This window comes from Candidatus Arsenophonus phytopathogenicus (genome assembly GCF_056113345.1).
Map to the genome: position 1 here is coordinate 1,880,704 of NZ_JBUIOB010000017.1, position 22,151 is coordinate 1,902,854.

The 22,151-nt window shown below is 38.4% G+C and carries 29 protein-coding genes and 2 pseudogenes; 15 read left to right on the forward strand and 16 right to left on the reverse strand.

Going from position 1 to position 22,151, the window contains the following annotated elements; all coding sequences use genetic code 11:
* Nucleotides 1-2: 2 nt before the first annotated feature.
* From mukB to AC01GB_RS13730, 3 genes are all read left to right on the forward strand, one after another.
* Complete coding sequence (gene mukB, locus AC01GB_RS13720; RefSeq protein ID WP_474452242.1) at nt 3-4,451, forward strand: chromosome partition protein MukB; 4,449 nt, start codon at nt 3-5, stop codon at nt 4,449-4,451.
* A gap of 380 nt (nt 4,452-4,831) precedes the next feature.
* A complete protein-coding gene (locus AC01GB_RS13725) occupies nt 4,832-5,299 on the forward strand; it encodes a L,D-transpeptidase scaffold domain-containing protein (protein WP_474452243.1) in 468 nt (155 codons plus the stop codon).
* Nucleotides 5,253-5,756, forward strand: coding sequence for a peptidoglycan-binding protein (locus tag AC01GB_RS13730; protein WP_474452244.1), 504 nt, complete (start codon nt 5,253-5,255; stop codon nt 5,754-5,756). Before AC01GB_RS13725 ends, AC01GB_RS13730 begins: the two co-directional genes overlap by 47 nt.
* A 111-nt stretch (nt 5,757-5,867) precedes the next feature.
* Here the strand turns inward: AC01GB_RS13730 and AC01GB_RS13735 are convergent, their stop codons facing one another.
* The 13 genes and pseudogenes from AC01GB_RS13735 to AC01GB_RS13795 form a co-directional block, all read right to left on the reverse strand.
* Nucleotides 5,868-6,149: a tyrosine-type recombinase/integrase gene (locus AC01GB_RS13735; protein ID WP_474452245.1), complete on the reverse strand. Its 282-nt coding sequence runs from the start codon at nt 6,147-6,149 to the stop codon at nt 5,868-5,870.
* 27 nt (nt 6,150-6,176) lie between these two features.
* Nucleotides 6,177-6,863: a phage integrase Arm DNA-binding domain-containing protein gene (locus AC01GB_RS13740; protein ID WP_474452246.1), complete on the reverse strand. Its 687-nt coding sequence runs from the start codon at nt 6,861-6,863 to the stop codon at nt 6,177-6,179.
* Nucleotides 6,864-6,939: 76 nt separating this feature from the next.
* Nucleotides 6,940-7,062 (reverse strand): excisionase, encoded by a 123-nt coding sequence (locus AC01GB_RS13745; protein ID WP_474452247.1) that lies wholly within the window; start codon nt 7,060-7,062, stop codon nt 6,940-6,942.
* A gap of 16 nt (nt 7,063-7,078) precedes the next feature.
* Nucleotides 7,079-7,690, reverse strand: a complete 612-nt coding sequence (locus AC01GB_RS13750) for an MT-A70 family methyltransferase (protein WP_474452248.1) — start codon at nt 7,688-7,690, stop codon at nt 7,079-7,081.
* An 8-nt stretch (nt 7,691-7,698) separates the two neighbouring features.
* Nucleotides 7,699-7,941, reverse strand: a complete 243-nt coding sequence (locus tag AC01GB_RS13755; protein ID WP_474451167.1) for a hypothetical protein — start codon at nt 7,939-7,941, stop codon at nt 7,699-7,701.
* 605 nt (nt 7,942-8,546) lie between these two features.
* Nucleotides 8,547-8,930 (reverse strand): annotated as a pseudogene (locus tag AC01GB_RS13760) (KilA-N domain-containing protein); the annotation flags it as partial.
* An 85-nt stretch (nt 8,931-9,015) separates the two neighbouring features.
* On the reverse strand, nt 9,016-9,261 hold the full coding sequence (locus tag AC01GB_RS13765) for a hypothetical protein (RefSeq protein ID WP_474451166.1): 246 nt from the start codon (nt 9,259-9,261) through the stop codon (nt 9,016-9,018).
* A 26-nt stretch (nt 9,262-9,287) separates the two neighbouring features.
* Complete coding sequence (locus AC01GB_RS13770) at nt 9,288-9,572, reverse strand: single-stranded DNA-binding protein (RefSeq protein WP_474452415.1); 285 nt, start codon at nt 9,570-9,572, stop codon at nt 9,288-9,290.
* Entirely contained in the window at nt 9,532-9,729 is a 198-nt protein-coding gene (locus tag AC01GB_RS13775; protein WP_474451165.1) for a single-stranded DNA-binding protein, read from the reverse strand. The genes AC01GB_RS13770 and AC01GB_RS13775 overlap by 41 nt, the downstream gene beginning before the upstream one ends.
* Entirely contained in the window at nt 9,681-10,301 is a 621-nt protein-coding gene (locus tag AC01GB_RS13780; RefSeq protein ID WP_474452416.1) for a lambda exonuclease family protein, read from the reverse strand. Before AC01GB_RS13780 ends, AC01GB_RS13775 begins: the two co-directional genes overlap by 49 nt.
* Nucleotides 10,210-10,959: a Sak single strand annealing protein gene (locus tag AC01GB_RS13785; protein WP_474452249.1), complete on the reverse strand. Its 750-nt coding sequence runs from the start codon at nt 10,957-10,959 to the stop codon at nt 10,210-10,212. The genes AC01GB_RS13780 and AC01GB_RS13785 overlap by 92 nt, the downstream gene beginning before the upstream one ends.
* Nucleotides 10,956-11,204, reverse strand: coding sequence for a hypothetical protein (locus AC01GB_RS13790; RefSeq protein WP_474449779.1), 249 nt, complete (start codon nt 11,202-11,204; stop codon nt 10,956-10,958). Before AC01GB_RS13790 ends, AC01GB_RS13785 begins: the two co-directional genes overlap by 4 nt.
* Before the next feature lie 165 nt (nt 11,205-11,369).
* A complete protein-coding gene (locus AC01GB_RS13795) occupies nt 11,370-11,867 on the reverse strand; it encodes an antA/AntB antirepressor family protein (protein ID WP_474452250.1) in 498 nt (165 codons plus the stop codon).
* 85 nt (nt 11,868-11,952) lie between these two features.
* Here AC01GB_RS13795 and AC01GB_RS13800 point away from each other — a divergent pair, with 85 nt between their 5' ends.
* Complete coding sequence (locus tag AC01GB_RS13800; RefSeq protein WP_474452251.1) at nt 11,953-12,225, forward strand: CCDC90 family protein; 273 nt, start codon at nt 11,953-11,955, stop codon at nt 12,223-12,225.
* 154 nt (nt 12,226-12,379) lie between these two features.
* Here AC01GB_RS13800 and AC01GB_RS13805 read toward each other — a convergent pair whose 3' ends face one another.
* Entirely contained in the window at nt 12,380-12,637 is a 258-nt protein-coding gene (locus AC01GB_RS13805; RefSeq protein ID WP_474452252.1) for a hypothetical protein, read from the reverse strand.
* A gap of 124 nt (nt 12,638-12,761) precedes the next feature.
* Between AC01GB_RS13805 and AC01GB_RS13810 the strand changes: the two genes are divergently transcribed.
* The 3 genes from AC01GB_RS13810 to AC01GB_RS13820 all read left to right on the forward strand — a co-directional run bounded on the left by AC01GB_RS13810 (nt 12,762) and on the right by AC01GB_RS13820 (nt 14,270).
* The gene (locus AC01GB_RS13810; protein WP_474452253.1) at nt 12,762-13,310 is read left to right on the forward strand and encodes an ATP-dependent Clp protease proteolytic subunit; all 549 of its coding nucleotides are present in this window, start codon (nt 12,762-12,764) and stop codon (nt 13,308-13,310) included.
* 389 nt (nt 13,311-13,699) lie between these two features.
* A complete protein-coding gene (locus AC01GB_RS13815) occupies nt 13,700-14,014 on the forward strand; it encodes a hypothetical protein (protein WP_474452423.1) in 315 nt (104 codons plus the stop codon).
* On the forward strand, nt 13,962-14,270 hold the full coding sequence (locus AC01GB_RS13820; protein WP_474452254.1) for a super-infection exclusion protein B: 309 nt from the start codon (nt 13,962-13,964) through the stop codon (nt 14,268-14,270). Before AC01GB_RS13815 ends, AC01GB_RS13820 begins: the two co-directional genes overlap by 53 nt.
* Here the strand turns inward: AC01GB_RS13820 and AC01GB_RS13825 are convergent.
* Together AC01GB_RS13825 and AC01GB_RS13830 are read right to left on the reverse strand one after the other, a co-directional pair.
* The gene (locus AC01GB_RS13825) at nt 14,233-14,577 is read right to left on the reverse strand and encodes a transcriptional antitermination N peptide (protein ID WP_474452255.1); all 345 of its coding nucleotides are present in this window, start codon (nt 14,575-14,577) and stop codon (nt 14,233-14,235) included. The genes AC01GB_RS13820 and AC01GB_RS13825 overlap by 38 nt on opposite strands.
* Before the next feature lie 479 nt (nt 14,578-15,056).
* Nucleotides 15,057-15,455: a helix-turn-helix domain-containing protein gene (locus AC01GB_RS13830; protein WP_474452256.1), complete on the reverse strand. Its 399-nt coding sequence runs from the start codon at nt 15,453-15,455 to the stop codon at nt 15,057-15,059.
* A 104-nt stretch (nt 15,456-15,559) separates the two neighbouring features.
* Between AC01GB_RS13830 and AC01GB_RS13835 the strand changes: the two genes are divergently transcribed.
* The 8 genes and pseudogenes from AC01GB_RS13835 (at nt 15,560) to AC01GB_RS13870 (ending at nt 22,049) form a co-directional block, all read left to right on the forward strand.
* Complete coding sequence (locus tag AC01GB_RS13835; RefSeq protein ID WP_474452257.1) at nt 15,560-15,772, forward strand: transcriptional regulator; 213 nt, start codon at nt 15,560-15,562, stop codon at nt 15,770-15,772.
* Nucleotides 15,773-15,882: 110 nt separating this feature from the next.
* Nucleotides 15,883-16,221: a CII family transcriptional regulator gene (locus AC01GB_RS13840; protein WP_474452258.1), complete on the forward strand. Its 339-nt coding sequence runs from the start codon at nt 15,883-15,885 to the stop codon at nt 16,219-16,221.
* 284 nt (nt 16,222-16,505) lie between these two features.
* On the forward strand, nt 16,506-17,246 hold the full coding sequence (locus AC01GB_RS13845) for a replication protein (protein ID WP_474452259.1): 741 nt from the start codon (nt 16,506-16,508) through the stop codon (nt 17,244-17,246).
* Nucleotides 17,243-18,214: a DUF1187 family protein gene (locus AC01GB_RS13850; protein ID WP_474452260.1), complete on the forward strand. Its 972-nt coding sequence runs from the start codon at nt 17,243-17,245 to the stop codon at nt 18,212-18,214. The genes AC01GB_RS13845 and AC01GB_RS13850 overlap by 4 nt, the downstream gene beginning before the upstream one ends.
* A gap of 300 nt (nt 18,215-18,514) precedes the next feature.
* Nucleotides 18,515-19,174, forward strand: a complete 660-nt coding sequence (locus tag AC01GB_RS13855; protein ID WP_474449712.1) for a metallophosphoesterase — start codon at nt 18,515-18,517, stop codon at nt 19,172-19,174.
* 76 nt (nt 19,175-19,250) lie between these two features.
* A complete protein-coding gene (locus AC01GB_RS13860) occupies nt 19,251-19,607 on the forward strand; it encodes a RusA family crossover junction endodeoxyribonuclease (RefSeq protein WP_474452262.1) in 357 nt (118 codons plus the stop codon).
* Nucleotides 19,608-19,675: 68 nt separating this feature from the next.
* Nucleotides 19,676-20,134, forward strand: a complete 459-nt coding sequence (locus AC01GB_RS13865) for an antiterminator Q family protein (protein WP_474450290.1) — start codon at nt 19,676-19,678, stop codon at nt 20,132-20,134.
* Between the two features lie 679 nt (nt 20,135-20,813).
* A pseudogene (locus AC01GB_RS13870) lies at nt 20,814-22,049 on the forward strand (glycoside hydrolase family 68 protein).
* Nucleotides 22,050-22,151: the final 102 nt, after the last annotated feature.

A 22,151-nucleotide genomic window follows, 5' to 3' on the forward strand; every position in this document is an offset into this window, starting at 1 on the left:
CTATGTTAGAACGAGGCAAGTTTCGCTCACTCACGCTCATCAACTGGAACGGCTTTTTTGCCAGAACCTTTGATTTGGATGAGTTAGTAACGACGTTATCTGGTGGCAATGGTGCCGGCAAATCGACCACCATGGCAGCATTTATTACTGCTATGATCCCTGATTTAACCTTGTTGCATTTTCGTAATACCACCGAAGCGGGTGCAACCTCGGCATCGCGCGATAAAGGACTGCATGGAAAATTGCGCCCAGGGGTTTGTTATTCGATTTTGGACGTCATTAATTCTCGCCATCAGCGTATTTTAGTGGGGGTTCGCTTACAACAAATTGCGGGACGTGATAAAAAAGTTGATATAAAACCTTTCATAATCGAAAGGTTACCAACGGCAATTTTACCGACTCATATTTTGACTGAGCAAGTAGAAGAACGTCAAGCGCGGGTAATTAGTTTAAATGATTTAAAAGATCAAATGGATGCGATTGAAGGTGTACAGTTTAAACAATTTAATTCAATCGCTGATTACCACGCCCAGCTATTTGAGCTGGGTATTATTCCAAAACGATTGAGATCATCGAGTGACAGGAGCAAATTTTATCGCTTAATTGAAGCTTCTTTATACGGTGGAATTTCCAGCGCTATTACGCGTTCATTACGTGATTATCTGTTGCCGGAAAATAGTGGTGTTCGCAAAGCCTTTCAGGATATGGAAGCGGCTTTGCGTGAAAATAGGTTAACTCTTGAAGCGATCCGCGTCACTCAATCTGATCGTGACTTATTTAGACGTTTAATCAATGAAGCAACGGATTACGTTTCAGCTGATTATATGCGGCATGCTAATGAACGCCGGGTTCATCTAGATAGTGCACTTGCTGTTCGAGCGGAATTATTTGACGGCCGTAAACAACTGATAGCTGCCCAGACCCGTCATGTTGAAATGGTACGTGAACTGGATGAACAAAATGGTTCTTCATTAGATTTAGAAGTTGATTTTCAGGCAGCAAATGACCATCTGGGGTTAGTGCAAGCCGCGGTACGTCAGCAGGAAAAAATTGATCGCTATCAGACCGACATTGAAGAGATAACTTATCGTCTTGAAGAGCAGAGTGAAGTTGTTGAGCAAGCATTAGAGCAACAAAGAGAGCTTGAAGCCAAAGTTGAGGCGGCTGAATTAGAAGTTGATGAGATAAAAAGTCAACTGGCTGATTATCAGCAAGCGTTAGATGTTCAGCAAACGCGTGCAATTCAATATCAAAAAGCCCAGCAAGCGTTGGAACGGGCAAAGAAAATTTGCCAATTGCCTAAACTAACGCCAGATAATGTTGAGCAATTTTTAACTAGTTTTGAGCAAAAAGAGCAACAGAATACCGAAAAATTACTTGCTCTGGAGCAGAAAATCAGTGTTATTGATGCGGCGACTAACCAATTTGACCAAGCTTATAGCTTAGTTAACGATATCGGCGGTGAGGTAAAACGGGATAAGGCTTATCAAAAAGCACGTGAATTATTGCGCGACTGGGCTTCACAGCAACACCTTGCCCAATGCATTAAGCCGCTACAGATGCAATTAGCTGAACTGGAGCAAAAACTTAATAGTCAGCAAGATGCCCAACGCATTTTAGCCGAGTTTTGTCAATATTCTGAACAGCAATATCAGCCAGATGAGTTAACGACACTACTGGAAGAATTAGAAGCTCAGCAAGAGGAGCTGAGTATTTCTGTTAGTGAAAGTAGTGAGCATCGCATGTTAATGCGTCAAGAGCTTGAGCAGATCAAACAAAAAATTCAAACCCTAACCAAAAAAGCACCTACTTGGCTGGCAGCACAAGATGCCCTTAATCAATTAACTGTGCAGGCTAATGATAGTTTTAGCCATAGTCATGAAATTACCGAGCATCTACAGCAATTGTTGGAACAAGAACGTGAAATCACCGTTGAACGTGATGAAGCCGCCAGTCAAAAGCGTGAATTAGAGCAACAAATAGCTCATCTTAGTCAACCGAGCGGTGCTGACGATAACCGCTTACTTGGCCTAGCTGAACGGCTTGGTGGGGTTTTGTTATCTGAAATTTATGATGACGTTACTATTGATGATGCGCCTTATTTTTCAGCGCTCTATGGTCCAGCAAGACATGGTATTGTTATTCCTGAGCTAGCAAAAATTCACTCACAGCTTGGTGAATTGATAGCCGAATGTCCTGATGATGTCTATTTTATTGAAGGCGATCCGCAATCTTTTGATGATAGCGTGTTTAATGCAGAAGAATTTGACCAGGCAGTATTAGTGCGATCGTCAGAGCGTCAATGGCGTTTTTCTCGTTACCCTGAAGTGCCCCTATTTGGTCGAGCGGCACGTGAAAATCAGCTGGAGATGTTGAGTCAAGAGAGAGATACCTTAGCTGAGCGTTATGCGGCTCTCTCATTTGATATGCAGAAATTACAACGCGCTCATCATGCATTTAGTGGTTTTATTGGTAAACATCTGGCGGTGGTTTTTGACGCCGATCCAGAAGCTGAAATTCGTTCTTTAAATCAACGTAAAAATGAGCTTGAGCGCCAATTAGCTCAATTTGAAGCACAAACACAACAACAAAAACAGCAACATACTGCGACCAAAGAACGTTTGTCGAGTTTAAACCGATTGTTGCCAAAAGTTAATTTGCTAATGGATGAAACGCTAGTCTCTCGGATTGAAGAAATCCGTGAAGCATTGGCAGAGGCAGAAGAAGCGGGGCACTTTTTGCATAAGCATGCAAAATCGTTAGCAAAATTAGAGCCAATAGCTAACGTCCTACAAAGTGATCCTGAGCAGCATGAGCAATTACGTCATGAATATGAACAGGTCAAACAGTTGCAGCAACAATCTAAACAGCAGTCTTTTGCTTTAATTGAAGTTGCTCAACGTCGCGCTCATTTTAGTTATCACGACTCGACGGAGATGCTGTCAGAAAATACCGATTTAAATAATAAACTCCGCAAGCGTCTGGAGCAGGCTGAAAAAGAGCGTAGCCAGGCGCGTGAACAGCTAAGGCAACAACAAACTAAAACGGCGCAATTTAATCAACTATTAGCTTCACTGCGTAGCTCTTATGAGACTAAGCAGGATATGCTAAGAGAGTTAGAGGCTGAAATAAAAGCGATTGGCGTTCAAGCTGATAGCAATGCTGAAAAACGGGCATGTGAACGCCGAGACCAATTTTATGAAGCTGTAAATGCTAATCGCTCGCGCATTAACCAATTGGAAAAACAGATCGCATTTTGTCAAGCTGAAATGGACAATTGGCAGAAAAAATTACGTAAATTAGAGCGGGATTATTACCAACTTCGCGAGCAGGTGGTATCCGGTAAATCTGGTTGGTGTGCTGTAATGCATATGGTCAGAGAAAACGGTGTCGAGCGTCGTTTACATCGGCGTGAATTAGCTTATATGGATGGTGATAGTTTACGTTCGATGTCAGATAAAGCATTAGGTGCACTTAGACAAGCGGTAGCGGATAATGAACATTTACGCGATGTATTACGTGCCTCTGAAGATCTTAAACGACCAGAGCGCAAAGTAGCGTTCTTTATTGCGGTTTATCAACATTTACGTGAACGTATTCGACAAGACATTATTTGTACTGATGATCCGGTTGATGCCATTGAACAAATGGAAATTGAATTAGCGCGTTTGACAGAAGAACTGACGGCTCGTGAGCAAAAATTAGCCATTAGTGCGAAGAGTGTGGCAAATATTATCCGTAAAACGATCCATCGTGAACAAAATCGCATCCGTCTGCTTAACCAAGGTCTACAGTCCGTTGCTTTTGGACAGGTAAAAGGGGTTCGGCTTAATGTTAATATTCGACAAAGTCATGAATCACTACTTGATGTGTTATCAGAAGATCACGAACATCATCAGGATCTGTTTAAAAATAAAAGCCTGACATTCTCTGAAGCGATGGCAAAGCTTTATCAACGTTTAAACCCTCAGCTGGATATTGGCCAACGCCTGCCCCAAACAATTGGTGAAGAATTACTCGATTATCGTAATTATCTAGAACTGGATGTTGAAGTTAATCGTGGTTCGGATGGGTGGCTCAAAGCTGAAAGTGGTGCGCTGTCGACGGGAGAAGCAATTGGTATTGGCATGTCAATTTTGGTGATGGTGGTACAGAGTTGGGAAGAAGAATCACAACGATTACGAGGTAAAGATATTTTACCTTGTAGGTTCTTATTCCTGGATGAAGCAGCCCGATTGGATGCTAAATCGATTGCAACATTATTTGAACTTTGTGAACGATTAAAAATGCAATTAATTATTGCTGCGCCTGAAAATATCAGTCCGGAAAAAGGGACGACTTATAAGCTGGTACGTAAGGTATTTGGCCAACAGGAGCATGTTCATGTCGTTGGTTTGAAAGGTTTTGGACAAGAAGATAAACAGTTAAAAATATCTTCTGCTGTCACTTAATTTCAAGTAGTAAAAATTTATTTTTATATTTTAACAACCGCTATTTCATGATAGCGGTTTTTTTATTACAGGTATGTTTTAAAAGTAAATTAAGTATTGCAATTGAAAATAAAGTGATCGAAGATTATATTTTAAATAGTAGGTTAGTAATTTAACTTTTAATAAGTATTAAATCTAAAATTTATGGGATTTTATTTTAAATGAAAATTTACTTTATCAGTGCAGGTTATAAATTAATTTATAAATATGATTATTTTTAAATAAAAAATTATTTAAGTTTGTATCAAATAAATCACAACAGATTAGTTAATTTTAACCTTCTAAAGATAAATTTTTACTCTGGTATTAAAACAATAAAAATGAATTATAAAGGTGGTATTATGGCGAATAAACGAGTCAACACTCTGCGTGCTTCATTAATAGGCTGTGTAATATTGACAGTAACACCAGCGTGTGCACAGCTCGCGCAAATAAACACAACCACAAATATCCAAGTTCCTTTAACCAATTTGGTTGCTGAGCAGAAAAATGTAACTGCTGAAGAGATACAAAAAAGTCGTCAGCAGCTGCAAGGCTTCTTATCACCAGGTACTAATTTAGTGTATACCGACAGATTAGCTAAGCTCTATGCTGAAAATAATATGCAACCATTGTGGGATGATGAAACAGCGGTATTAGAATTTAAGCAGCAGTTAGCAGAATTAGCGTTGGCCGGTTTTCAGCCTCAGTTTGGTAAATGGTTATCCCTATTAGTAAAAAATAAACAACTCAATCAGATGGAACGAGATATTATTTTGTCAGATGCTATGTTGGGTTATTTATTATTTTATATGGAATGTAAAATTTAATGGTAAAGATTGGTTATATCAAAAAACGCCTTATCAACTTCGTGAACCGACGGTTGGTGCCGTTTCTCAGTGGCAAACTGCGGTTAATTCTAAACAATTAGCCAGTTGGTTCAAAACATTAGCCCCGCAACACGCCTCGTACTTACCGATGAGAACGAAGATGTTGGCTTATTTATCAGATCAACAAATATGGCCTAAAATAAATACGGCTAGTCTATTAAAGCCAGGCCAAGCAAGCAATGATCTGGTTTCATTAAGTGAAATTTTGACTCGCAATGGGTTGTTATCGCAGGATCCACTTACCGATCAAAATAGTCGTCGTTATGATGGATTATTAGTTGATGCGGTTAAACAATTTCAGCGAATGTATGGACTAGAACCGGATGGTATTATTGGTAACACAACATTAAAATGGTTAAATACTTCACCTACCGATCGGGTAGCTTCACTATTTTAAAATGTTTATATATCAAATAGATATTTTTTCATTATCACTATTATTCACTATTCAATGACTATAAATTTATCTCATTCCAACCATTATTCCTTTCATCTTGATATTTTTCTGTCATTTCAATTGATTTATGCCCAAGTAGTTTTTTGCAAAATCAGTCCCCATAGATTTAGTATATAATCTAGCTGATAAACTACGTATCTCATGAAAAGAGGGGGAGGTTCCTTCCCATACCAAATTTGTTTTATCTCTTGTTTTTGCAAACTGTACTGAAATTTTTGTAGTAGTAAGTTGTTTTCCATTTTTTGAAATAACAAATTGAGAATTTTTATTTATGTTCTTTAATACATCATCTAATTTCATATTTTCAATTTCGATATCAAGTGGGATAGCCACTTTGCTTTCTGTCTTTTGTTGAATAATTCAAAGTTTATTATTGTGTATATCTTCCCACTTCATTTTTGATATATCAGATATTCTTTGGCCAGTTATTAACGCTATTTTCATTGCATGTGATAACCAATAATCATCATAATTAATTGATTTTAAAATTGCATTGAAGTCTTCAATAGATAGTCTTGATCTCATAATTTTAATTCTCGGTGTTTTTGTTAATTCTGCTGGATTTGTTTGCACTAAACCAGCCTCTAATGCTTCTTTAAAACAATCAATCAATGATTTTCTTAATGCTTTTGCTGTGGTTATTTTGCCATCTTTAATGAATTCATGAATAAAATTGGCAATTATTTTTGTTGTTATATTTTGAATCGGCGCATCAATAAATCCTCTTCTGATCACACCAATTCTTTGTTTGTAATCCTTTAGTGTTTTCTCTCTTAATCCTCTTGTTTTCAATATTTCTTCATATCTATCTAAAAATTCATGAAAATAGACAGTTCCCTGTCCATCGATCCTTTCTGTTAGAGGTTTTACTTTCTCTGTATTGAGCAATAACTGATTCGCACTGATAGCCTCGTTAATTGCATAAGCTTTGTTTCTGCCTAAACCGTATTCCTTCCGTGTACGCGGGTCTCTATACGAATAATATCCATTTCTTTTGTACAGGTTAGGGGGCAAATCCCGATTTTTGATTTTCCTGATTCTGGTCATGACCTATCCTTTGTAATAACAGACTCTGATGGCTAATTTCTTTGATATTGTTGACTTTGACGGCGTATTCTTCCGACTAGGTACTCTCTACCGTCCTTGATGGGTGGGGCTGTATAAGTCCGTTTCTTGCCCAAATTCTGACGGTATCCATTCGGCGTGGCCTTTCCCTTCGAGCGTTCCATTCCGCTAAAGTAACCATGTTTATTTATCCTCATTCAAAAACTCACACTATTCTCAGGCACTTCATTGCCCCATAGATCCCATCCATGCACTTTGTCACGAGCAAAAAGTTCAATACGTTTCACATCACCGTAGAGCCTCTCTAATCGGTAATGGACTTCCTTGGGTTTTTGGCTATGTTCACCGAGACAGGCGTAGATAACTTGTTTGATGGATGCGTCCTTGCGTTCTAGTCCTTTCCCCTTGATGGGAATTAAACAGTCTTCTGAATTACTGCGAGTATAATTACCGCCATTCATGCGTGTTTCCGCATTGAGTAATGCCAGAAAATCATCAGCATCAGACAGCGCAGCTTTTTTGATAGCTTTGGATATCCGCTCTTTGGCTAACTTATTCAACTCGACCCAGGTAAATCCCTTCATGGTTTTGACTTTAAATCCCCATGCTTCGGCTAACCGGATAGCTTCCAGTGCAAAGTTCCCCGTGTACCACATGCAGAGTACGGAGTTATCATTAACGATGGTTTCTATCGGTAGTCGAGTGAGGGAGTAAAAGTCAGTGGTGTTGTAGTGATTGTGTGCTGCGCCGTTTGATGCTTTGTTTTGGTATTGCCAGGGTGGGTCTGGGAGTATCAGGTCATACTTCACTTCATCTCCTAAACATACCAGCTTTTACTTTTATGCAAGTCGTCTATTTTTTCTAATACAGTGATTTTCTTGCCGCCATTTCCGGTTAATGTTTTACTTTCTCCATCGGTATCAAATTGATATATCAACCTCTTGTTTGTTAATTTTTTCTCCTTCAATCTAATTATTTTCATCATCTCACCATGATAAATAACCTGTATACCAGCTTTTACATGATGTAACGTTGTTCGGTATTCATGGATATTATTCATAGGATTTCTCCGGTTATTGATTACATGAATGTAAATGTTGATTAAAACATTATTATTTATAAGGTTATTTGTGATAGCATTGTTTCCGTTGTGTGTTGGTTAACAGCAACATTTTCCCTGGTGTTGGCCAGCCTTGCGCTGGTCTTTTTTTGAGTGATTCAGAAACACCAAATAGCTGTCAATTTCTAGTGAATACGTTGGCTATTAGTAAATAACGATTTCAGATTGATGCCGTATACCTGTAGCCATGATTTAGCAGGCCATGACTTAACCTGACCATAACGAATATCCGGTACTTCGGTTGCTTCCACCTGGTTCTCACGACACCATCTGCGAAGTGGAGCAAACTTATATTCTTTCCCTGTGGCATTCTTTACGGCTGTGATGGTGGCATGTTTAACACTTTCTCCTAGTCGTTCGGTAAGTTCTCTATTTTTACGCGTAGCCACACTAAGTTTGCCCATTGCAGAAGCTTCACGAGTGCGACTGATTTGTGATTTTGTCCTAATTGCTTCATCACGCTCACTGCTTATTTTTTCCACTTGCTCGGTATAGCTAATCAGAATTTTTCGTAATTGTGAGGGGTTATCTAACCAGTCTGTTGTTGGGGTGACATGGGCTAATCTTCCTGTTTTGTAATCAAGGAAGGTTTGGTTAACCATTAACCTGAATCTTGGCGCAATCTATCCTGCATACTCAATGGCTAACAACTCATGAGCAAAAGTGCCTGGTGATGAACCACCATTAACGGCATTGACCACTTTATGAGCAGAGCCTGAATTAGGGCTTTGATTGTTTTTTAATAAGTTAGCTTCTAATTCTGCAATTAATTCTTTAGACTGAATCGTAGCAAGCCATTTGGAAGGACGTTTATGTTCACCTTCACCGCTGGCTTTATGTAACGCATTCAGGTTGAAACGACCTTCTGAGTCTGTCGTGATTTCTACGCCAGCAATGATAGGGTAATGTTCATTTATTAAATTTTGCATATAGCTATCCTTCAATATTAAAATTGATGAATGGGTATTAATTAAGTGGAATAGGTTAGCTGGGTAATGACCTCTTGTTCTGTAACTATTTCTTCAATGTGTCGAGGAATACCCCCAAATAGACGATAAGTGCAGGGACTATCATGATGCCAATAACCATTATCTCTTGCCCGCTTAAATGAATATTGCCTAATTCACCACGTTTAAACCTGATTTGTGGGTCAATGACGGCATCGGTATGTGCAATGTGACCAACTACCAATTCGAAGGCGAACGCTGCACTGATAAATACTAATGTTGTGATTAATAGTTTGATGATGCTAAGTTTCATTGCTTAACCTCCGGTATAATTAGCGTCTAGAAAGGTATGTCTTCGTCTTCAAAATCAGTTTGATGAATAGCGTTACTATTTGGATGGTTAGTGGTTGGCAGATTCGGTCTACTTTGACTTTCCTGCGGTTTTCTTTCTTTCCGGTTGCCCAATATTTCAACGTCATTGACTAAAAATTCGGGGGATATCCTTTGCTGACCGGATTTGTCTGTCCATTTATTTTCCTTGTAGGAGGCAGTGACACGAACAAATGTGCCTTTTTGTGCATAATTATTGATATATTCGGCTATTTTGCTTAAATGCCTTGCAATTTATCCATGTGGTCTCATCAATCCATTGGCCTCTGTCATCTTTCCTTGATTTACTGATAGCAAGAGAGAATACGGTGATGGGAATTTTATCCTGGGTATAGCGGACTTCTAATTTTCCGATGCGTCCGGTAAAGTGACACTGATTCTGGTTTGCCATGTTGCCTCCGCTTTTTGATTAATTTTGTTGATTTCTGATTTTAATTTTTCAATAAAAATTTGAACGGCCTGTTCAATCTTGTTAACTAAATCATCATCCTTGATAATTCGAATTTTGTAGTAAGCAAGGTTGGGGGGAAGTCTGTCATCATAGCTGACAAAATCGCACCAGTTTCTGCCTGTGCACATCATTTGGCCGTGCATTTGTAACAGGTATTCGTATTTAGGTTTTCCTGTAATAATGGTTTCAATGTGGGTAGTGGTGTTGGGGCATTTAATTTCGATAAGTCCATCATCATTAACCAGGCCATCAGGACTGGCGCCAAATAGCGCAATAGTCGGGTGGGGAATAAAGCCTACTTCGGTGACCGTGACATCAAACTCATTAAGGCAATATCGTGTTCTGGCTTGAGGCTCGAGGGCAATGCCTCGTTCAATCGCCTGACTGGTTTTAATTTCTTCTCGTCGTCCGGTCAGGGTTTCACAGACTAACAGCATGAGGTAGTTTCGTTGTGTTGTCCCCTTGCCTTTGGATAACACCTTGTGTAAATTGCTGGCGGTGACTTTCCCCAGTCTTGCCTGAAACCATTCGTCCGTTTTCTGCTTCATGATGAGCCTCATTTTTCATTGCAATATTGCGATAAATCGCCATTTTGTTTTCTTCGCCAATAATTCCTTTCTCTTCTAGTGTTAACTGTTGCCAATGGGTTTTCATCGACTCAACACCCCCTTTTGCTGCGGTTTTTAAATCACGAATTAATTGATTGTAACGAGCCTTTTGTTGCGCTTCTTCTTTCTGCATCACAACTTTTTCCTGTTCGGGTAAATCTTCACCGGCATAGATATAAAACCCTAATCCAAACATCGAAATGGCTTTAGTGAGGCAACGCATCAGCGCTTTGTTGATATCAACGGCGTTAGGGTTAGAAATCGCCTGATTCCGGTAATCCATAACGGGTAACCACATTTTGCGGGGAAATTCGTTATCACCCTGTTTAATGGTGAGGGTTAATGACACCATGGCACTGCCATCATCGTTATAGTTCATGGGTTCAATGACATAGTAAGATTCTGGGTAGTGTGCCATTAATACGCCCCACGCCCATGCCCATGAGAGATAAGAAAGTCCGTTTTTCTTTTCTATTTTTTCGTTAACATTAATGGCAGAAAGCGTTTCCCAAACTTGCTGTTGAAAACTTTTTTCTTTTTCGGTATGTTGTATTTCGCTCATAGATATTTCCTCTTAGGCGCTCGAATTGCTTTGTATCGATGAATGTGCTCATTTTTGAAATGGTCAAACAGCGCCTGCCAGATATCGTCAAAATCCTCATTACTGAGTTTTCTCATGACGGAGGAAGGTAGGCAGTCATAAACAGGCTGGACAAGTTCGCTGATTTCGTCGTCCAGTCTGTCTTCCCAATAAGCAATTTCTTGCTGTTGTTCGTACCCGTAATCTTGCATGGCGTAAGGGTTCATATCACTTCCTATCTTGCTAACAATAAAACGAGGCTTGCCAACGCGATGATTAGCAAGGTGGGGATGATTTTTATGGAATCTTTTTTAACGAAACTGTCACTATTTAAGACGTAGCGAAGCTCCTGCTGTTTAAGCTGGTTCATGTTTTTAACCCTTAATTGATATTCAGATGTGATTAATTTGTAGAATCCGGTCTTTATTCGTCCGTTTTCTTTGATTGATGCTTGAGTAGTGCCTGTGTTGCTCTGCCCATGCAATCGCGGATTCAGCAGAGTCAAGGAAATTAGGTAAGCGTAAAGTTGTTGGGTCATTAGATAATTTCGGCTGTAAAATCCGTCGTTCACATTCAATGAAATACTGTCTTGCCTGTTTCCCTTTCTCGTTGCGTTCAACCATTGAAAGTTCTTTCGCCATATCGAGGGAAATATGGTAGTCGCTCATCGGACGTTGGCGAGATTTTGCACTCCCCGATTTTGGGGAGCTCAAATTTTCTACAATTATGTAGTCCTGATTTTCAATAAATCCATATTGCTTTATTCTATCTTTTATCCATGTGGTAAAATCTTTACCGATTTCCAAAAACGCATGTAAATCACGCGCATTGACAGTCTGGATTAATTCACCATTGATGTTTTTTGTTTCGATGTTGATTAAATTTGACATAAGGATATCCCTCAAAGTTAATTGATGAAAGATTTTGCAGATTGAACCCTAAACCCGTTATACTTACCAAAAAGGAGGATTCGCTATGGGTCAGGTTGCATTTGATACACAAGAATTTGTTGAAACATTAGAGAATGCAGGTTTGCCAAAAGAGCAGGCGAAAGCAATTTCTATTGCTGTGCGCAAATCACATGAAGTTGCTGATGTAGCGACAAAAGCTGATATTGTTGAGGTAAATCGCAATATTGCTGCTGTCCGTAAAGACTTATCTGCTGAGATTGCTGATGTTCGTAAAGACTTATCTGCTGAGATTGCTCAGATAGATAAGCGACTCAGATTTTTCAGAAAAGCGTTTTGACAGACTGGAACAAAAATTTGATCGCCTGCAATGGTTTTTATTGGCGGGTATTCTTGGTTTACTGTTTAAAGAAATCATCCCTAAATTATGGGGCGGTTAACTTTGGTTATAGGTGTTAACTTTCCTGAGCACCTATAGTTGATTGGTTGCAGGTTCAAATCCTGCACAGTCCGCCAATTTCACGATATATCTTCATCAGCTTTCGATTCTCTTTTTTAAGACGATCGTTTTCTTTTGTTAAGCACTGTATAATTTCTTTGAAAGAGCGTGTTTCCCTGTCGTCATCCTTCCATATATCAATACTGCTTAAGTATATTGAGTCGCTTAAATCACGACTGCTATTAGTCACGTCAACCAGATTTCCCATATTTGGGTGCTTTGCCGTTATAATGCGTGGATTGTCCAGTTTCATGATTTATTCTCCTTTAAAATGATGCCCGTTCTTATATCCCGTTCAGGCTGCACGGTTCCTTGCTTTCCACAGTCAAGGAAAGTTGATATATTAATTATTCCACAGTCAAAAAAGGGAATGCTAGGTGATTCATACTATTCATTTTTTATGTCCAGTAATGCCAAATACTGTAAATCAATTGCAAGAAAGATGCTTCTCAGCAATAGCAAATGGAGCAACTCAAATAAATCTGCATATGTCTACTTCAGGTGGAGATATAACATCTGGATTTACCGGTTATAATTTTTTAAAAACATTACCTTTTCCAGTCACCACCTTCAATATTAGCAATATAGATTCTATTGCGAATGTGATTTTTTTGGCTGGTTCTCAACGTAATGCTAATAATCGTGCTAGATTTCTACTTCATCCTTTTCAGTGGGGACTAGGTGGTATTCAAACTGTTGATCACGAAAGAATGAGAGAATGGGTATCTAGTTTAGATCATGATTTAAAAAGATTTATTGATATTTTTAAAAGTGAAGCAGGTGATCACGATTGGAGAGAAATGATAAAATCATCAAAAATAATTAATCCAGCAGATGCATTAAGTTATGGAATAATTAATCATATCAATGATGCATCAGTACCCAATCCCAATGGCACCCCTACAATTTGGTGGGTTACTGGTTAAAGCGCGATTCTGGTTTTCACGAATACTCATGTTTGCATATTGACTGACAGTTAAATTATGATTTTCTAAGGCTACAAATGCGTTTCTAATTTTGTGGCCTAGAGTATTAATATCAATTTCGTTTAACGATAAATAGCGTTTGTAATTAATTTCTAACAGATTAGCTAAAACCTCACGTGCTTTGTCTTGTCATTTCTCACTTAATTCTTCAAATTTCATACTTCTTCCTAAATATTAATAAGCTTAAGGATGCATGCCGCATTCACACATCCTTAAATTGATTTGATTGCCTGCTTTTAACCACGTCAGGCGAGGTGGTTTCATCGTGCCCCAACGAATGAAATTATGTATAATTAATTCACCCCCACGAAATGAAAGAGTGACTTATTATGTTTGGATGGCTTGAGACTTTAGCTGTCAAAATTTTTGGTAAAGAACCTGCGGTGAAAATAATGTATTCAATAATTCTGTTCGTAGTCATGATTGTTATTATTCCTAAAGAGTTTAGGACTTATATTACAACAGAGGTTGAAATCTACTGGATATTTTATGTTGTTGTCTATGCATTCTCATTTGTTTTAATAGATGCTATCCAACGTTTTTTACCATACATTAAAGTGGTTATTCATAGTTTCCTGAACTCAAGAAATATTGCCCATAAAGCCAAAGAAAAAGATATTTTATATAAAAAATATCATTTCTGAATTAAACAAAAATGAAAAAGCAATTATTAGCTCTTTTCTGAAAGAAAAGACTCAAATTAAATATCTTGTTTCTTATGATATCGCGGTTTCATCACTGAGAATGAAGGGAATTATTTGTAAAAATAGTAATATGTATATGATAAATAATGAGAAAGTTATTATTGATCAATATATCATTAAGAATGATATTTTTAAATTATTGCAGGATAATTTTCAATCTAACTTCTCGCCGTCATTTCGCCAGAAAGCAGAATAGGGTGACGACTCTTCGTCTTCACTGAATACAAAGCCACTTTAGGTAAACAGCAATTATCAAATGAGTCATAAACTTTAGTAGGACGAATTGATATTGCTTTTTCTACACGATTCATTACCTTTCTTTTCAGAGAAAGGAGAGGGCGCTTAGTGTTTGGTGTTGTTTGTTGCTGAGAGGGTTTGGTTGGATTTAACGCTGCTTTCAATGCCATATTAAGTGCTTTGTTATATTGATAGGCTACCTGTTTAGCTCTTCTCCGCTCCTGTCTCCGACGGCGAGCATTATCATAACCATGCAAGTTACACATATTACCTCCTACAATGGGTTTTGGTGGTGTGTGCCGGAGGTATCCGGATTATATTTACAGTCATATTGGTAGTTCCCTGGTGTTGGTTTTAACTTAATGACTGTATTTTGGTTATTTCACACACCCCAAAACCGACTGTTTGGGTGTTTTATGGTTCGCTTTTTCAGCGAAAGGGTGTTAAAGAGCGGTATTGCTTAACTGTCGTCACTCGCCTTCATGTTCATACGCCTCCGGCTGGCTACTTGGCAACGTCTGGCTAGGCTTAAGATAACTCGTGGTATTGTCTGGCGTTTGCCTGTTGCAGTGAGTAAGGCTGTGTGCCTTTGATGAATTAAATTATTAACTCAAAAAAAGTGTTTATTAACACTTTAAATGTTTTTTTGTGAAGGGGTGATTTATTGACCGGGGAAATTATTCTAAGGGTGATGTGGCAGTAATTTTGTTGGGTGAGAAAATGTCATACTATTCTTACAGACAGCTTAGGCTATCTTTCCCTTCTGTGCTTTTAGCCAGCGTGCAACGGTTTTGTCCATAGTTTTTTTCTTATATCTCATTTCCTTGAGCATTTCTTCCTGATCTTCATCAGGAAAAGCACAGAATATACGAATTAATTCACGTTGCTTAGGGGTTATATTTATAGAGCTTACTTCTGTAATCTGATCTCCATCATCAGGTGGTAGCATGAACCAATATACAGGGTAACCAGTAATTTCAGAAAGCATATCGAGGTTTTCAGGATTCGGACCTACTTTTCCGGCTGCCCAACGCTGAACTGTTTGTTGTGAAACACCTAATTTACGCCCAAGTTCAGCCTGACCCCAGCCTTTTTCGCTTAAGAGTTTCTTAATTCTGTATGCCGTTACTTCAAGCGTCTTCATATTCATATCGAACATTATACTCAAAATGAGAGTACTTTTGCTAACACAAAAAAAGAGTATGATGCCGCATGTAACTAGAAGCCGTAATAGAAGAGATAGTAAAAATGAAAGTACCAACTCGTCTTTCTCAGAAAGAAATTGCTATTCGGTTGGGAACTAAACAGCAAAACGTTTCCCGCTGGCTTAATCACCGTGTTCCGGCAGAGCGAGTGATCTCCATATACCGATTAACAGGAATAACTCCCCATGAGCTACGCCCTGATATTTACCCAAACCCAACAGATGGTATCCCTGCTAATAAGCAAAATACTCTCTGAGTAACACCGCTCTTTAACAATCTGGCCTCCCTGAAATTGGGAGATTTATAAATTCCCAGCTCATCGGGAGGGATAACTATTATCTGAAACTGATGGAATTAATTATAGATATGGAAACCACAATTACACACAAATCAAATGCAAAAAACATTGAAGCCATAATACGCAATGGCATTCAGGCACATTCAGCAATAAGAATTGCTCAGGCTATTGGCGTAAATCCATCTCAAATCACGAGATGGCAGTCAGAGGATGGAATAATTCCGAAGATGGCAAAACTGCTTGATTGCATTGGCTACGATTCACCGAAGCAGGATTTAGTCATAACGAATATCTCAGGCGAAGAGATACGCAAGCTGATAGACATGCTAGAGCATTTGAGATTGCTAAAAAAAGAAGCTCCAGAGTTAAAAAACACTGGAGCTTGCAAATATCATATCGAACTTTGAGTTTAGTTAGTATTTCAAGGAGAAGGGAAACGGCAAATTTCCCTTTTTTCTTTCAATTTCAGCGAGGCCATTATGCCAGAAAAGCGCCGGTTTATCAATAAAAAGCATGAAGAAAGGTTATATCCAGATAGCTCAGGTGGGCTATGGGTTGCTGCATTAAAAAATAGAGTTTCGTACATCGATTTGCATCGGAGTTCAAGAAGATTCAAGGAGTTAAAAATGGCTGCAATAGTCACCCGTCTTGATGATTACAGAGTGAAAACGAAGTCAGGGAGAATGATACCGTGGCTGAGATTGAAAATGGGTATACCAGAATAGCGAATGGGCTTTATGAGGAGCTAATTAGCTCTGATTTAACAAGGAATCAGGCAAAGGTCGCTCATGCAGTTTGTAGAAAAACTTACGGATTTCATAAAGAGTTTGACCGTATTTCTGATAGTCAGTTATCAGAATTAACTAAATTGCCAAGACAAAAAGCAAACAAAGCAAAAAATGAATTAATTGCTATGAATGTTTTGATTAAATTAGATAATAAAATAGCGTTAAATAAAACAATTTCTGAATGGAAAGTTCAAGAGTGTCACCAAAATAGTGACAATTTAAGAAATGTCACCAAAAGCGTGACAGCGTTGTCACCAAAACAGGGACACACAAAAGAAACTATTACAAAAGAAAAAAGAAAATATATAACCCCTATAATCCCCTTAAAAAAATCTGAACCGAAGAAAGATAAATTTGATATTAGTCAGGAGCCGATCCCTCATTGGCTGAATAAATCTGTCTGGCAAGACTGGTTAGATTATCGCAAAGGTTTGAAAAAACCGATCAAGACACGCCAAACATTTAACGGACAAATTAAATTACTCACTGAATGCCATGAATTCGGTTACTCGCCGGAGGAGGTGCTGAACAGGTCGATCACTAATGGTTGGCAAGGACTATTCAAGCTAAATGGCAATCAGGTTAAAAAACACAGAATTCAAGATGTTGAAAAGCTAGATATTTTTATCTCGGAGGACTTTTGAAAACGCCACATTCAGTTTTGGAAAGATTCTTCCGACTCATGCCTGCTCATGTTGAGCCAACATTCAAAACCGCTGATGAGTTACTGGCATGGCATCGTGAGCAGGCTGAAATCGACGCCAGGCGGATCGCAGATGAAAATCGGATGACTCGATTGCAAAAAATCATGGGTAAATCAGGAATAAATCCACTGCATCAGCATTGCACATTCAAGAACTTTGATGCTAACACCCCGGAGCACAAGCAAGCCGTTTTTAAAGCAAAAAACTATGCTGAAAACTTCGGAAAATATTTTGGTGGTTTTGTTTTCAGTGGCAATCCTGGCACCGGAAAAAACCATCTCGCTGCGGCGATCGGTAATCAATTAATTCAAAAAGGGCACAGTATTTTGATTGTTACCCTGCCTGATTTGATGATGCAGGCCAGAGAAACTTACCAGAAGGATTCAATGCATACAGAATCTCAATTAATCAATGAACTGTGTCGCGTTGATCTGCTTGTCTTTGATGATGTTGGTGTTCAGCGTAATAACCTCAACGAAGGTTTAATTGTTTTTCAAATCATCGATCGAAGAGCAGCACACAAAAAACCAACAGGCATACTCACTAATTTATCTCAGCAAAAATTAGCAGAAATTCTGGGCGAAACAGTGATTGATCGTCTCAGGATGGGAAGCCCCATTGTAATTAATTTCAATTGGGAAAGCTATCGTAGAAAAATCAAATATGGAACTATGAAATACCAAATCGAAGCAACCATTGTTAAGGATGGTAGCGAACCTGTTCATTGGTATCGCTTTAGCGACAAAGCACTATCAGAAAAAGATTGCCTGAAAATGTTATCCCAGCCGTCCATGTTCAAAATGCAATTTAGCGATATAGGTCACTACTGGACAGTTGGCAATGGCAAGGCTGGAAAGCGTGGCAAATTGCCAAAAGTGTCAATAGAAAATTTCAAGTGCATAAAATGAGATAATAGGCAGGAGGCGCATCTGGAAGATAACTTACTCTTCCACAAATCAACGAAACAATCCGTCTGGCAAATCTTAAAAGCTGTTCTTGCAACAAAGCAACCGCATCAACTCATTTTAAGCCCTACAAGCAAACCAGAAGCCAGAGCGCGTCAGAACGCTCAGGAGGACATCAAAGCTTGATACGGGGGAATATGTCTTTATGCAAAAAGTGGAATGCTGGGCGATTGGCATCGGTTGTTTCGTGACAATACCGGAAAGCTCGGAGTATATGAAATTAAAAAAGTAGCAGGATAAATAATGACAACTTTAAACGATGCAGTTTATCAGCGAATCGATGGTGATCAATATCGTCACATTTATGCCGTAGGTGACTTGCATGGCTGCTATGCGTTACTAATGGAAAAAATACAACATTTTGATTTTGATGAAGAAAAAGATTTGATTATATCTGTTGGTGATTTAATAGATAGGGGTGATCAGAATGTTGAGTGTCTTGATCTATTAAATGAGAAATGGTTTAAGGCAGTTCGTGGTAATCATGAAGAAATGGCTATTAATGCATTGAAAACAGGCGATCTTGACGGTTGGATATATAACGGTGGCCAATGGTTTTTTATGCTTGATTATGAACAGGAAATATTAGCAAAGACATGTTTAAAATTAGCCGAAAAATTACCTCTCATTATTGAATTAAATGTTAATAACAAAAAAATAATCATTGCTCATGCTGACTATCCTGATGATGAATATGAATTTGGAAGGGATATTAATGAAATCGATGTTGTCTGGAGCAGGGATAGAATTAGCAAAAGGGAAAGTAGAGAAATTAAAGGCGCTGACCTTTTTATATTCGGGCATACTCCATTAATTAAAGGTTCTTGGCGTAGAAGCAATCAAGAATACATAGATACAGGGGCAGTATTTGGTAACGAACTGACATTAAAGAAAATAAAATGAATGCGTTATTAATAATATCTCTCGTTGTTTTCTGCATTATTTTTTGGTTATTAATCGCATTTGGAAACTTATAATATTGGAAAAATTTAAAATCACCGTTCCTTTCCCTCCTTCCGTAAATCACTACTGGTATCACGGAAAACACAAACACTTCATCACCGCAAAAGGGAGATTATACCGCCAGTCGGTAGTTGCAGAAATCCTGCATCAAAAGCTTTGTAAGCGATTATCGCAACGTTTAGGGGTTGAGATAGGGGTGTATCCACCTGACCGTCGTAAGCGAGATTTAGATAACCTGATGAAAGCACCGATTGATGCACTCTGTCATGGTGGGTTGATAATTGATGATGCTCAGATAGATGTGTTGCACGTTGAGCGAAAGGAAATCATTAAGGGCGGGAAACTGGTTATCACCATTTGGGAATTAGCGTAATCAAGAAACCAACATTCAACGCAGGGCATTGAGACCATGCCCCTATTCCTATTTTTGCCGGAGGACAGATGAAGGCGGTTAAGTCATTGGAATTAACTAAAGCACAGTATGACTGGGTAAATGGTTGGCTTGAGTTATGGGGGGCGTGGGTATGCTCAGGAGAACTCGACAAATGGCAATTCAATATCATCTGGCGATTTATGCAAAAGGCGAAAGGGGAAGTGATACCTTCGAGGCCAATGTGTAACGATGATGAAGGATTGCTCATTTCTCAAGTGGTTGATGCTGTTATGCGTATTGATGAGAAAGCCTACCAGATTCTATTAAGTTATTATGTTTACGGAAAGTCAAAATTAAGCATAGCCACCTATTATCACAAAATAGCAAAACCGAGAAGGATGATGACCAGGGCGGGGGGAAGGTGGAAAAGGCCATCACCTAGAACATGCAGAAGGGAGATTGATGATATTTTGAATGCTAGCTTGTATGTTGTTTATAAAATGCTGTCAAATGTCATGAAAAACTAAAATTTTGCAGCCAATATAGTTAATATCGCATAATTATTGCTTGACTTTAATGGACAAATGGCTAATAATTTTAGGTAAGCTGTTATAGTTACATAAAAATCATAGAACCTCGCATTTGCGGGGTTTTTTTGTTGAAACCATTGTGGAATTTATGTAATGCAAGCCGATTATTGACTGGTTCTTGTTCATCATTATGAACTAGGAGAAAATGCAATGCCTGTAAAAGAGCATTAAATCGAATTAAATATCTTGCCGAAAATCGTGGGTAATTAGTTGTTTTTACTTAATTTACTGAAGACTGAGAAAAAAGACCGTCTGAGTTTTCGTTAAGGTATTTGCAAAAAAGTCATTGTATTGGCTGCTGTCAGAGAGATGAAAAAGCAGGTTTAGTCGATAAGCTTCACCGATTGAGTCAGATAACGTGGTTAGAAATAAAAAGTACAGTTCGACATTAATTAGGTTGCGAAAAAATATAAAGGGAAGCGATAAAAGCGCCAATACACAGACATATCACGAGGATGTTAAATTCTGGCTTTTCGTTTACGTCACCGCAATACTCACAATCTCAATCTCATGAAAACGAGTAAGGAGCTAACATGAATCTCTGTTTATCAAGGTCGTTTAGGCGGTTTTTTTATGTTGGGAATAGTTATAATTTATAAATGTGTAATATTAAAAAATGGAAAAAGATAAAAAAATAAAATCTTCAGTTTGGAGTCGTGCTGAAGCATTAAAAATTAATAGTGATGATCCAACAACAACACAACCTTGTGTACCGTTAAATTTTATCAGATTAAATGATGATTTTGTATTTTGGGATACGTGGGCGTTACGTGATCTTGAGGGTAAGACGGTTTCTTTTAATGGCTGGCATGTTATTTTTCAACTGACAGCACCGTTGCGTTTTAGCAAAGTGGCTGAACCAATAGAATATTGGAATACTCGACATAATGAAGCTCGTATTAGTTTTAGTTATTCACGTGATGGTATCTCTTGGAAGTATGGAGGTTATTTATTTTCTAAATCGTTAACAACTTTAGAATGGGCGGGCTGTTGCTTATTAACATCAAAAAATAATATAGAAGTTTATTATACAGCTGTGGGTGATAATTCACAAATAGTTAAAACTCGTGGCAAAATTTATTGTGATGAGAATCAAGTATGGTTTGAGGGTTTTAATAAATTTACAGTTTTACTTGAAGCAGATGGTATTATTTATCAAAATAAATCGCAAAATATTTATTGGGCATTTCGTGATCCCTGGGTGTTTAGAGATTGAAAAAACGGGAAGAAATATATGCTGTTTGAGGGGAATGTACCTGGTAAGCGTGGGGAACACAAAATAGAAGAAGAAGAAGAAGGTTATTTGCCGCCAGGTTGTGGAGTACCAGGAGGTGCTAAATTCCAAACAGGTTGTGTTGGTATAGCTGAATGTGTTAATGAATATACTGATGAATGGATACTATTAACTCCTTTGTTGACTGCAGTCGGTGTTAATGATCAGACCGAGCGGCCTCATTTTGTGTTTAAAAATAATCTTTACTATCTGTTTACTATCAGCCACACATATACTTTTTCTGAAGGACTTTTGGGCCCTGATGGTTTATACGGTTTTGTTAGTCCCACATTAACTGGTCAGTATGTTCCACTAAATGCTTCAGGTTTGGTTTTAGGAAATCCATCTTCACAACCTTTTCAGACATACAGCCACTACGTTTCGCCGGACGGACTTGTTCAGTCATTTATTGATTCCATAGCTGTCCCAAAAAGTAATAATTTTCGTATTGGAGGCACTTTAGCGCCTACTGTTCGCATTGAATTGTCTGGTACAAACACATACTTGGTTGACATTCTGGATTTTGGTTATATTCCAGCGATGAAAAATCAAAAGTATCACCTTAATGACTTAAATTGACTTTAAAAGTAAATCATCAGAGTCGAGCTAAGTATTAGCGTGTTTTAATAGTAACAAGCTGAGGAATGTGAAGAGTGAACTGGTTGTTTCTTTGTTTTCGGT